This window comes from Rhizobium chutanense, from assembly GCF_002531935.1.
Lineage (GTDB): Bacteria > Pseudomonadota > Alphaproteobacteria > Rhizobiales > Rhizobiaceae > Rhizobium > Rhizobium chutanense.
In genome coordinates this window covers 12,718-24,957 of sequence record NZ_NWSV01000015.1, presented here as the reverse complement: position 1 = coordinate 24,957, position 12,240 = coordinate 12,718, and the positions used below count along the sequence as shown (strand labels likewise).

Below are 12,240 nucleotides of genomic sequence, written 5' to 3'. Positions count from 1 at the left end.
GAGCCCCGGCGGTGAAGGCCGTGCACCTTGTCCGGTGTCACCGCACGCTTCCCCGGCAGTGCACCCGTTCAAAGACAGGCCTTCAATGCACGGATGATGTTTTATCCAGCTGAGCGATTTGCCTAGTCTTGAAACTTCACCATGGTCCCGCCGCCGGTCGCCTGGTCGGTCGGGAACACTTCGATGCGGGCGACGTCGACGAAGACGGGAAGCTCGATGGCGTTGACGACGATCGAGGCGATGTTCTCCGGCTGGATCGGACGGTAGCCGTCATAGAGCAGCGCGCGCGCCTGGTTTCCGGCCATCGCCGTCCTGTAGAGATCGGTTTGCACGCGGCCCGGAACGACTTCGGTGACCCTGACCGAGCTTCCGAGCAGGTCGCATCGAAGATTGTCGCAGAACAGGCTGAGGCCGGCCTTCGAAGGGCCGTAGGCGCCCATGTTCGGGTAGGGCGCCTGGCCGCCGCTCGAACCGACATAGAGGAGATGGCCGCGCTTGCGCTCGACCATGCCCGGCAGCAATGCGCGGGTGAGATGCATCGGTGCCTTCAGGTTGACGTCGATCATCGCGTCGATCTCGGCCGGATCGATCTCATGGAACAGCGCGCGCGTCGACAGAATGCCGGCATTGTTGACGAGGACGTCGACCTCGATGCCGGCAAGAGCCCTGGCGATCGTATCGGTATCGCGCACATCGACCTGGATCGGGATCACACCATCGGTGGCGGCGAGTTCCTGAAGCGGCGCCTCGCTGCGGCCGACGGCATAGACCGTTAGCCCTCGTCGTCTGAGTTCCAGCACTGTCGCCTTGCCGATACCGCCGGTGGCACCGGTCACGACTGCGACGCGATAGGTGTCAAACATAGATATAGCCCCCGCTGATGACGACGTTTTCGCCGGTCGCGTAGGTGTTGCGGCTGGAGGCCATCATGACGATCCATTCCGCCATCTCGACGGGTTCGGCCGCCCGTCCGAGCGCGCTCGCTTTGGCAAGCTCGGGCAGGAATCCGAGTTCCTTGGCGCGGTCGGTGGCAAAACCCGCGGGCGCGACGGAGTTGACGAGGATCTGGTCTTTCGCGCATTCTGCCGCGAAAGATTTGGTGAGGCTGACGACCGCGGCCTTGGTCGCGGCATAATGGGCATTCTGGGGATGGGCCTTGAAGGCGTCGACAGACGTCACGTTGACGATTCGTCCGGTGACTTCAGGAGCATTGACGTGCTGGCGCATATGGAGAACCGCCGCCACCATCATGTGGTAGGTTCCCTTGACGTTGATGGCATTCTCGAGGTCCCATTCCTCGTCGGTGATTTCGAGAATCGGCCGACGGGGATAGATGGCCGCGCTGTTGACAAGCGCATGAACCCGGCCGAGCTTCGCGACGATCTCATTGAAACCCTTGTGCGCCGTCTCCGCCCGGGCAATGTCGGCGACCGATGTCGCCACATCAGCGCCGAGCGAACGAAGCGTTTCCGCAGACGAAGCCAGCAATTCCGCGTTGCGGTCGATCAGGCCGATCTTGCTGGCTCCGTGGGAGACCATAAGCTTGGCCGTGGTCAATCCGAGGCCGGAGGCCCCGCCGACGATTACTGCTGTTTGATCCTTCACGTCCCACCTCCAATTCAGTTGCGTCAACTCATTTGTATGTTATCACTTATATGCCAAGTTTTGCAAGACTTGGGCGATTTCGGCAGCGATAAAAAATGATCCCTCGTATCAAGACCAAAGACTCTCTACTCCTTCCCAGCGCCGGCTTCTTCGAGCGGCTGCTGGAGGCGGGCTTTGCCGGCGACATCGAGACCAGCGCCGCCTCGCGCACCGTTCTTTCGACGGACAACTCGATCTACCAGATCGAACCGGCGGGGATTCTCTTTCCTAGAGATATCGAGGACATGAAGACCGTGATGCGGGTCCTCTCCGAAGACACGTTCCGCGGCCTGCGCGTCGTCGCGCGCGGCGGCGGCACCGGCACCAATGGCCAGTCGCTGACGGACGGAATTGTCGTCGACTGCTCACGGCATATGAACCGGATCCTGGAGATCGATCCGGTGCGGCGTGTCGCCCGCGTCGAAGCCGGCGTCGTCAAAGACCAGCTCAATCGTGTCCTCGAGGATCATGGCCTGTTCTTCGCGCCGGAACTTTCGACCTCCAACCGGGCGACGATCGGCGGCATGGTCTCGACCGATGCCTGCGGCCAGGGCTCCTGTCTCTACGGCAAGACGAGCAACCATGTTCTCGGCCTCAGGATCGTCCTCACCGATGTCACGGACTGGTGGTCGCGTCCCCTAGACGATGTGTCTCTCGCCGAGATCAAGTCTCGCGGCGACCGCCTCGGGGAGATCCACCGGACGGTCGACAGGATCGCGCGCGACGAGCGTGCGCGCATCGAGGACATCTTTCCGCGCCTGAACCGCTACATGACGGGTTACGATCTCGCGCATATCCGCCGCGACGACGGACGGTTCGATCTCAATGCGATCCTGTGCGGCTCGGAAGGCACGCTGGCGATGATTGCCGAGATCGAGCTCAACCTTCTGCCGATCCCGAAACATTCGGCGCTGGTCAATATCCGCTACGACGACTTCAACACGGCCCTCGAAGATGCGAGGTCGCTGACCGCGCTCAACGTCGCGTCGGTGGAGACGATCGACGAGAAGGTGCTCGGCCTTGCCAAGGGCGACATCGTGTGGAGCGGCATCGCCCGGTTTTTCCCGGACGACCAGCGCGGCCCCGCCAACGGCATCAATATCGCCGAGGTGCTGGCCGACGACCCGGTCGAGCTCGAGCAGAAGCTTGCGGCGGTAACGTCGGCACTCGCCGGCGCCGATGTCGTTCGCAATACGGGCCTTACGATCGCCCGGGACAGTGCGGAGGTCGAAGCGATATGGGCGATGCGCAAGCGCGCCGTCGGCCTTCTCGGAAATGTCGAAGGCCCGGTGCGCCCGGTGGCCTTCGTCGAGGACACCGCCGTTCCTCCCGATAATCTTGCCGCCTATATAAGCGAATTCCGCGCTCTTCTCGATGCCGCGGGCGTCTCCTACGGCATGTTCGGCCATGTGGATGCGGGCGTGCTGCATGTGAGGCCGGCCCTCGACCTGACGCGGGACGACCATCTGCCGCTCATCCGGGAAATCACCGACGCGGTGGTGGCGCTGACCCGCAAACATGGCGGCGTTCTCTGGGGAGAACACGGCAAGGGCGTGCGGTCCGAATATGTGCCGGAATTCTTCGGCGATCTCTATCCCAGCCTTCAGCAGATCAAGAAGGCGTTCGATCCGGAAAACCGCCTCAATCCGGGCAAGATCGCCACGCCCGACGACGGCGCGCTGATGAAGATCGACGAGGTTCCCTTGCGCGGAAGCGTCGACCGCATCATCGGCAACGAGATCCGCGCCGCCTTCGACAATGCGGCCTATTGCAACGGCAACGGCGCCTGTTTCGATTTCGACGAAACCAGCCCGATGTGCCCGTCCTACAAGGCGACCCGCAACCGGCTCTATTCGCCGAAAGGGCGCGCCGCTTTGATGCGGGAATGGCTGCGGCTTCTCGTCGAGCAGGGCGTCGATCCCCGAGAAGAAGCGGTTCGGCTCCGCACTTCGAACAAGGCGATCGGGCTTATCAGGCGGGCGTTCAACTCGCTGAACCCGGCCAACCGCGCCGACTTTTCGCACGAAGTGCGGGCGGCCATGGACACCTGCCTCGCCTGCAAGGCCTGCGCCGGTCAATGTCCCGTCAAGGTCAGCGTCCCGGCGTTCCGGTCGAAATTCCTGAACCTCTATTACGGCCGCTATCTCAGGCCGCTGAAAGATCCGCTGGTGGCCGGCATCGAGGCCACTCTGCCGCTGATGGCGCGGATCCGGCCTCTCTACAATCTTCTGGCCGGAACGGCTGCCGGCCGCGCGGCGATGAAGCTTGTCGGCCTGACCGCGCTGCCCAGGATGCCGCCGGCATCACTGGCCGGTCTCGGAGTCCCGACCGCCGATGTGGAGCAGATCATGGCAATGGCTCCCGAGGCGCGCAGCCGCACCGTCGTCTTCGTTCCGGATGCCTTCACGGCGCATTTCGATCCCAAAGTGGTCATCGCCGCCGTCGAAGTCGCCCGCAAGCTCGGCCTGTCGCCGTTCATCGCGCCGCCGTTCACCAACGGCAAGGCGCTGCATGTCCACGGTTATCTCGACCGCTTCGAAAAGGCGGCGACGGCGACCGCGCGCTCGCTGGACCGTTTGGCGAAAACCGGCGTACCGCTTGTCGGGTTGGACCCCTCCATGACCCTTGCCTATCGCAGCGAGTACAAGACCCTGCCGGACGGACCGTCCCACGCTTCGGTACTGCTGCCGCAGGAGTGGCTCGCCGCGAGCAGCGAGAAGCTGGCGGCGAACCGGCGACAGGCCGGAACGAAGGTCCGGCTTCTGCCGCACTGTACCGAACGCACCAACATGCCCTCGGCGGCTGCGCAGTGGAAAGCGGTCTTCCGCGCCCTCGGCGTTGACCTTGAGGTGGCCGATGCCGGCTGCTGTGGCATGGCGGGAACCTTCGGCCATGAGGCCCGCAACCGGGAGATCTCCGAAAAGCTCTATGCGATGAGTTGGGCAGAACAGATCGTCGCCAGCGAGGATGGAACCGTCGTCATGGCGACCGGTTATTCCTGCCGGTCGCAGGTCAAGGAAATAGACCGCAGGACAATCCCGCATCCTCTAGAAGTCATCCGGGATCTGTTCAGTTGAAAAGCTGGGCGCCACGAGGAGGTGGCGTGATATGTGATATGTGCTAAATTGGCCTGGAGCCTAGAATCGGAGCACACATTGTCGATCATCACGCAACGCGGAAACCTAGCAGAAATCGTCGTTGCCAAGCTCAGCGAGCGCATCGACTCGGGATTATATGCGCCGGGGGAAAAAATACCATCGAGCGCCCAGCTTTGCGAGGAGTTCGGCGTGTCGCGAACGGTGGTGCGCGAGGCGCTGACATCGCTGAAGGTCGGCGGCAGGGTCACCGCCCGCCAGGGGGCCGGCGTTTTCGTTAGCGAAAAGGACGCCAAGACCCTGAATTTCGAGATCAGCCGAGTCGAAGACATCCGTTCCGCCATGCAGATCCTCGAGCTGCGGCTGGGTGTCGAAATGCAGGCCGCAGCGCTTGCCGCCACCCGGCGCACGCCTGAGGCGCTCGCCGGCATCGCCCGCGCCTACGATCATCTCGAAACGCTTCAGACGGAGGATGCCGAAGTCGAGGCACGCGCCGATTTCGATTTCCATCTGGCGATCGCGCGGGCGACGCGAAACCCGCATTTCCCGAGTTTTCTGGAAGCGGTGATGGAGAGCATCAACTTCGAACTCGTCCTCAAGCACCGCGAGTCGTCACGCGCCTATCAGGGGTACCTGAAGAAGATCAACAAGGAGCACGCGGCGATCCTCTCGGCGATCACCCAGGGCGACGCCAAGGGTGCGAAGAACGCCATCGCCGCGCATCTGGAAGAGAGCTTGAACCGCTACCGCGCATTGCTCGACGAACCGGCCAGCAGCGAGACGGTGGAGTAGGGCACGGTCAGCTTCGAGGCTGGCGAAATCATTCTGCGGCGCCTCGCAGTGAAAGAGCCCGCGCGGCAATGCGGGCCATAGTTTCAAACGGCCTGCCAACTCATTTGCCCTGAGCGATCGCCTGTTCGCGAATCTCAGTCAGCGTCTGTTTGACCGTCAGCGCTTCCGGATCGATCCGCACTTCGATCAGCCCCGGCTTGCCCGACGCCTCGCATCTTTCGAATGCCCCCATGAAGTCTTCGGTCTTTTCGACCGTCTCTCCATGCAACCCATAGGACCTGGCGAGGGAAGCAAAATCGGGATTGGTCAACCGGGTGCCTGAGACGCGGCCCGGATAGTTCCGTTCCTGGTGCATGCGGATCGTTCCGTACATGCCGTTGTTGATGACGAGGAAAATGACGCGTGCATCGTACTGCATCGCTGTCGCCAGTTCCTGCCCATTCATCAGGAAGCATCCGTCACCGGCAAAGGCGACGACGGTGCGCTCCGGTGCGGTGATCTTGGCGGCGACCGCAGCTGGTACGCCATAACCCATTGAACCGTTGGTCGGCCCGAGCTGCGAACGGAACGTCCGATACTGGTAGAAACGATGGGCCCATGCCGTATAGTTGCCGGCACCCATGGTCAGGATCGCATCGGACTTCAGATGCTTGCGCAGCCACGCCATGACGTCGCCCATCTGGACGTCGCCGGGCGTCTGCGGATGCTTCAGGTTTTCCAGATAGTCCGCATGAGCGGCCCTCGTCCATTCCGTCCAGGCCGGCGCCGATGCGGGCTTGAGCTTTGCGGCCTGCGACAGAAAACCGGCGGGGCTGGCATTGATGGCGAGAGTCGCGTGATAGACGCGGCCGAGCTCCTCGGCCCCGGAATGAATGTGCACCAGCGTTTGCTTCGGAACCGGGATGTCGATCAGCGTATAGGCACCGGTCGTCATCTCGCCGAGACGGGCGCCGATCGAGATCAGCAGATCGCAATCCTTGACATGCCGGATGAGCTTCTGACCGGCGGCGAGGCCAAGATCGCCGGCATAATTGCGGTGGGTATTGTCGAACATGTCCTGACAGCGGAACGAGGCTGCGACAGGAAGGTCGAAAGCTTCCGCAAAGGTCTCCAGGTCGTCGATGGCCTGTTGTGTCCAGCCGCCGCCGCCGACAATCGCAAGCGGACGCTCCGCCTTGGCAAGAAGCGACCGCAATTCTTCCAACTGCGGTTCGCCGGCATAGATTTCGACGCGGCTATAGGCCGGCGTATCGGCAACTTCGACCACGTCCGTCAGCATGTCTTCCGGCAGCGCGATCACGACGGGACCCGGCCGGCCGTTGACGGCGCGGTGAAAAGCCTGGCTGATCAGCTCGGGGATGCGCGCCGCGTCCTCGATCTCGACGACCCACTTGGCCATCTGCCCGAACATCCGGCGATAGTCGATCTCCTGGAAGGCTTCCCGCTCCATCTGGTCGCGCGCCACCTGGCCGATGAACAGGATCATCGGCGTCGAGTCCTGGAAGGCGGTGTGGACGCCGACCGAGGCATTCGTCGCTCCCGGCCCGCGCGTGACGAAGCAGATCCCCGGTTTGCCCGTCAGCTTGCCGTAGGCTTCCGCCATATAGGCGGCGCCGCCTTCCTGGCGGCAGATGACGAATTCGATCGCCTTTTCGGCATCGTGAAACGCGTCGAGTACGGCAAGGTAGCTTTCCCCGGGCACGCCGAAGACGCGGTCCACGCCATGGATGCGCAGCGCGTCGACCAGCACCTGCCCGCCGCTTCGTTTGGTAATTTCGCTGTTCATGGGATTCCCCGCCTTGTTGTTAGATCACCGCGTCTTCAAGGAACGGACGGTCCGCCACCACGCGCTCATATCCGAACGGCGACAGGTCCAGGGTCTTGAAGCCGCCATGGGTGATGAGTTCGGAAAGCCCCCGGCCCATCGCCGGGGACTGCTGCAGTCCATGTCCGGAGAAACCGTTCGCGAACAGGAAATTGCCGACCTCCGTATGCGGCCCGAGGACGACGTTGTGATCGAGCGTGCAATAGTCGTAATGCCCCGCCCAGGAGTTTACGACCTTGATCGCCTCAAAGGCGGGAACGCGGTTGGCGAGCGTCGGCCAGATTTCCTCTTCGAACTCGTCATGCATGACGTCGAAATCGTTGGGATCGACTTCCGGGTCGTGCTTGGGATAGGTCCCCATCAGGTAGAACTTGCCTTCCGGCCGAAAGAAGACGCCTGTCGGATCGATGGTCAGGCCGACCTTGCCTTCGAGCGGCGTGCGGCAGTCGACGACGAACAGCGAACGGCGGCGCGGTTCGACCGGAACGTCGAGACCCGCCATGCGGGCGACCTTCTTGCCGTTGGTGCCCGAGGTGTTGACCATCGTGCCGCAGGCAATCGTCTGGCCGCCCTTGGTCGTCACGGAGACGATCCGGTCGCCTTCCCGGTTGACGGCAACCACCTCGTCCTCGATGTATTCGACGCCGAGCGATCGCGCCTTCTTGCGAAAACCCTGGAGAAGGCCGACGCTGTCGAACCAGCCTTCGCCGCGCTCGCCGGTGCTTCCGAGTCTCAAACCATCGAGATTCAGCCAGGGAAAGCGCTTTGCGAGACCGTCCTGATCGAGAAGCGTCACCTCGGCCCCGCAGGAGAGCTGGGTTTCGTGGTTGCGCCGCAGCACCTGCTCGCCGCGCTCGTCATCGGCGAGGAAAAGATAGCCGGCTTCATGGAAGCCGATTTCCGGCGTGTCGTCGTCGACCCGGACATTCTGTTTGAAGTTGCGGATGAACTCGGTGCCGAACTGGGAAACCTGGACGTTGATGGCATTGGAAAACTGATGCCGGATCGAGCTCGACGACAGGGCCGTCGCCGAGCGCTGGTAGGTCCAGTCCTTCTCGATGACGAGCACCGATCCGGTGAAGTCGGGGTTCGTCGCGAGGAAATAGGCGGTGGAACTGCCGACGACGGCGCCGCCGACGATAATCACGTCATAGGATGACCTGGAAGCCTGCATGGCCGCGCTCACTTGTTCTCGTCTTCGTAGTGGCCGGCGGCGGCGAAGCTTCCGCCCTGGAATCGGACGGCGGGGTCATTGGGATCACCCTGCCTGGTCTTGGCGAAGACCTTTTCGGCATAATCGTCGGCGCTGTCTTGCGGGTGATAGCCGAGTGAAGCGGCGGTGCGATTGTCCCAGAAGGCCCGGCTGTTGTTCGACATGCCATAGGCGACCATGAAGCCGACGCGCTCGGCCGACAGGCTCTTTTCGACAAGTTGGCGGCAGTCGCGGTAGGAGAGCCAGGTGATGAGGTGGCGCCGGTCGGTCGGCTCCGGGAAGGACGAGCCGATCCGCAGGCTGACCGTCTCGATTCCAAACTTGTCGAAGTAATAGCGCGCGAGGTTTTCGACGAAGGTCTTCGAGACGCCGTAGAGGCTGTCGGGCCGTGTCGTCACATTGCCGTCGATGGTCTCGTTTCGCTCATAGAAGCCGATCGCGTGAACCGAGCTTGCATAGACGATGCGTTTCACCCCGTGCCGGCGGGCCGCTTCATAGATGTTGTAGCTGCCGGCGATATTGGCGTCGAGGATGGTCTTCCACGCCGCTTCGAGCCCCTGTCCGCCCATGTGGACGATCGCATCGCAGCCTTCGACCGCGCGCGACACCGCCTCGAAGTCGGTGAGGTCGGCAGGAAAATCCTCTTCGTGTGGCGCAAGGTCCTTGATCGGCGAACGGGCGGAAAGACGGACGATCTTTCCGAGCCTGGTTCCGGATTGACGAAGCTGCGTTCCAAGCGCCCCTGCGGCGCCGGTCAAAAGCGTGCGGTTGTAGTCGGTCATGGAATAACGTCCTCCTATCGCAGTTTGGCGAGTGCGTCGGCCGTGCGCTCGATCGCAATGGAAAGATTGTCGCGCGAGGTGGCGAAGGAAAGACGGATATAGGGTTCAACGCCGAAGGCAGCCCCCGGAACCGTCGCCACCTTGCCCTCTTTCAGCAGATAGGAGGCCAGCTCCGTGTCGTTGGCAATCCGGCTGCCGTCCGGCGCCGTCCTGCCGATATAGCCGCTGCATTTCGGAAATAGGTAGAAGGCGCCTTCGGGGGCACGGACCTCTAGGCCCGGAATGGCCGAGAAGCCGCGGGCGACGAGCGCGCCGCGCGCCTTGTACTCCGCAACCGCTGTCGTGACGAAGTCCTGCGGGCCGTCGAGCGCCGCCGCTGCCGCATATTGCGTGATCGACGAAGGGCAGGTGGTGCTTTGCGACTGAAGCTTGTTCAGCACCTTCGTCAGCTCCTTCGGCCCGGCCGCGTAGCCGAGGCGCCAGCCGGTCATGGCATAGGCCTTGGACACGCCGTTGATAATGAGCGTGCGGTCCTTGAGGTCAGGGCAGGCGATCGCGAAGGAGGTGAAGGGCACATCGGCGCAGACGATGTGCTCATAGATCTCGTCGGACATGATGGCGACGCGCGGATGGCGCGCCAGCACCGCGCCGAGCGCCTTGAGTTCGTCGGCCGTGTAGATCGCGCCGGTCGGATTGGATGGCGAATTGAACAGGAACCAGCGCGTGCGCGGCGTGATCGCCGCTTCCAGCCGCTCGGGCGTGATCTTGAACGCGTCCTCGACCCCGCACTGGACGATCTTGGCCGTGCCGCCGTGCAGGATGACGAGATCGGTGTAGGAAACCCAGTAGGGTGCCGGCACGATGACTTCGTCGCCGGGTTCCAGCGTTCCGAGGAAGGCGTTGAACAGGATCTGCTTGGCGCCGTTGCCGATGGAGATCTCGTCCGGCGCATAGTCGAGGCCGTTTTCTCTTTTGAACTTGGCGACGATCGCCTGGCGAAGCTCGGGCAGGCCGTCCGGGGCGGTGTACCGCGTCAGGCCCTTGCGCATCGCTTCGACGGCGGCCTCGACGACATGATCCGGCGTTTCGAAATCGGGCTCGCCGAGCGAGAGATCGACGACGCTCTCGCCCTTGGCTCTCATTGCCTTGGCGGCCATCGACACCGCCATGGAAGGCGACGACTTGATGGAGGCGACGCGTGCGCTTTCAAACTTGATCATGTTCATGCCTTGTCTCCCGCCTTGGCATAGAGCCCGGCCTGTTCCTTGGTGATGTAACCGTGCTTCAGGTCGTGCGCGACGGCGTCGGCCGGGCGAAGGCCGGGGTTCCCGTAGCCGCCGCCGCCCGGCAACGAGAGAACTAGGCGGCGTCCCTCCGGAACGAACTGAAGCCCCTTGCCCTTCAAGACGGTGCCGTCGTCGAGCGCCACGCCACCGGCAGCGCCCTCCAGCCCGCCGTCGCGGCCGCGCGCCGGATGGCCGATGCGATCGAACATCGCGGAAAAGCGAAAGCTGAAGCCTTCGGCCGCTTCGATCTCGATCATCTGGCCGAGACCGCCGCGCTGTGCGCCGGCTCCGCCGGAGCCTTCGCGCAGCTCCTTGCGCCAGACGATGACCGGGCCGACATTCTCCGTCGCCTCGATCGGCATGGTGTGGACGCCGCTCGGAAATGCCGTGGCATTGAGGCCGTCGAGCGCCGTGCGCGCGCCGGAGCCGCCGGAGTTGAACATCAGGATTTCGGCACCCCTGGCGTCGTTGCCGGGAAGCGGCCGGACGCTCATATGCAGGTTCCAGAGGGCGCTGGCGCCTTCCGCGGGCACTTCGCCGGGCAGCGCCTGATGCAGCGCGCCGAGCACCAGATCGGGCACGAAATGACCGAGAACGTGCCGGACGGCGACCGGTGCCGGCCGCTTGGCGTTGAGAATGCAGCCTTCCGGAGCGATGACTTCGAACGGTGCGAGAGAGGCCGCGTTGTTGGGGATCTCCGGAGCGACGACACATTTGATGCCGTAGCAGGCATAGGCCTTGGCATAAACGAGCGGAACGTTGATGCCGAACTTGCTCATGCCGGAGGTGCCGTCGAAGTCGACGACGACGCCGTCAGGCCCGATGCTGAGCTTCGCCGCGAGGTGAACGGGTTCGTCGTAACCGTCGAGATCGAGGCTGTAGCTCCAGGAGCCGTGCGGCAGGTTCTTGAGCCGCTCCAGCGTCGCTTCGCAGCTGTGCTTGAGGATGAAGCCACCGATCATCGACAGGTCTTCGAGGTTGAACTCCGTCAACATGTCGATCAGGCGGCGGTGTCCCGTCTCGTTGCAGGCCGCAAGCGCATGGAAGTCGCCGACGACCTTGTCGCTTTCCCGCACATTGTTCCTGACGATATGGATGAGCGTGCGGTTCAACTCGCCACGCTCGAAGAACTTCATGATCGGGATGAAGATGCCTTCCTCGTAGACCTCCCGCGCATCGGGCCCGAAGCCGCGGCCGCCGACATCGACCACATGCGCCGTCGAGGCGAAGTAGCCGACGAGCCTGCCGTGGTGGAAGGACGGGGTGACGACGGTGATGTCGTGAAGATGTCCCGTTCCCTTCCAGGGGTCGTTGGTGATGTAGACGTCGCCCTCGAAGATGTTCTCCGGACCGATGTCGCGGATGAAGTGGGCAACGGATTCCGCCATCGCGTTGACATGGCCCGGCGTGCCGGTGACCGCCTGCGCCAGCATGCGGCCCTCAAGGTCGAAGACGCCGGCCGACAGGTCGCCCGCCTCGCGCACCGAGGTGGAGAAGGCGGTGCGGATCAGCGTCTGGGCCTGTTCCTCGACCACCGAGATCAGGCGGTTCCACATGACCTGCATGTGAATATCGATCATGGACTGGTTCATGGTGGAGTTCC

At 63.2% G+C, this 12,240-nt stretch carries 9 protein-coding genes; 2 read left to right on the top strand and 7 right to left on the bottom strand.

Annotated features, from left to right (window positions below):
- Nucleotides 1–122: 122 nt before the first annotated feature.
- Both CO666_RS20905 and CO666_RS20900 read right to left on the bottom strand, forming a co-directional pair.
- Nucleotides 123–863 carry an SDR family oxidoreductase gene (locus CO666_RS20905; RefSeq protein WP_097614110.1) on the bottom strand — a complete coding sequence of 247 codons (741 nt, stop codon included), beginning with the start codon at nucleotides 861–863 and terminating at the stop codon, nucleotides 123–125.
- The gene (locus tag CO666_RS20900; protein ID WP_097614109.1) at nucleotides 856–1,605 is read right to left on the bottom strand and encodes an SDR family NAD(P)-dependent oxidoreductase; all 750 of its coding nucleotides are present in this window, start codon (nucleotides 1,603–1,605) and stop codon (nucleotides 856–858) included. Before CO666_RS20900 ends, CO666_RS20905 begins: the two co-directional genes overlap by 8 nt.
- A 95-nt stretch (nucleotides 1,606–1,700) precedes the next feature.
- Between CO666_RS20900 and ydiJ the strand changes: the two genes are divergently transcribed.
- A complete protein-coding gene (ydiJ, locus tag CO666_RS20895) occupies nucleotides 1,701–4,721 on the top strand; it encodes a D-2-hydroxyglutarate dehydrogenase YdiJ (RefSeq protein ID WP_097614108.1) in 3,021 nt (1,006 codons plus the stop codon).
- Between the two features lie 78 nt (nucleotides 4,722–4,799).
- A complete protein-coding gene (locus tag CO666_RS20890) occupies nucleotides 4,800–5,531 on the top strand; it encodes a FadR/GntR family transcriptional regulator (protein WP_097614107.1) in 732 nt (243 codons plus the stop codon).
- 100 nt (nucleotides 5,532–5,631) lie between these two features.
- On the opposite strand, the gene CO666_RS20885 is transcribed toward CO666_RS20890, so the two are convergent.
- Genes CO666_RS20885 through CO666_RS20865 form a run of 5 tightly spaced genes read right to left on the bottom strand, consistent with a single transcriptional unit; the run spans nucleotide 5,632 to nucleotide 12,229 of the window.
- Nucleotides 5,632–7,317 carry a thiamine pyrophosphate-binding protein gene (locus CO666_RS20885; protein WP_097614106.1) on the bottom strand — a complete coding sequence of 562 codons (1,686 nt, stop codon included), beginning with the start codon at nucleotides 7,315–7,317 and terminating at the stop codon, nucleotides 5,632–5,634.
- Between the two features lie 19 nt (nucleotides 7,318–7,336).
- Nucleotides 7,337–8,530, bottom strand: coding sequence for an NAD(P)/FAD-dependent oxidoreductase (locus tag CO666_RS20880; RefSeq protein ID WP_097614185.1), 1,194 nt, complete (start codon nucleotides 8,528–8,530; stop codon nucleotides 7,337–7,339).
- Between the two features lie 8 nt (nucleotides 8,531–8,538).
- A complete protein-coding gene (locus tag CO666_RS20875; protein WP_097614105.1) occupies nucleotides 8,539–9,351 on the bottom strand; it encodes an NAD-dependent epimerase/dehydratase family protein in 813 nt (270 codons plus the stop codon).
- Between the two features lie 14 nt (nucleotides 9,352–9,365).
- Entirely contained in the window at nucleotides 9,366–10,577 is a 1,212-nt protein-coding gene (locus CO666_RS20870) for a pyridoxal phosphate-dependent aminotransferase (protein WP_179869736.1), read from the bottom strand.
- Complete coding sequence (locus CO666_RS20865; protein WP_097614104.1) at nucleotides 10,574–12,229, bottom strand: hydantoinase B/oxoprolinase family protein; 1,656 nt, start codon at nucleotides 12,227–12,229, stop codon at nucleotides 10,574–10,576. Before CO666_RS20865 ends, CO666_RS20870 begins: the two co-directional genes overlap by 4 nt.
- Nucleotides 12,230–12,240 lie beyond the last annotated feature (11 nt).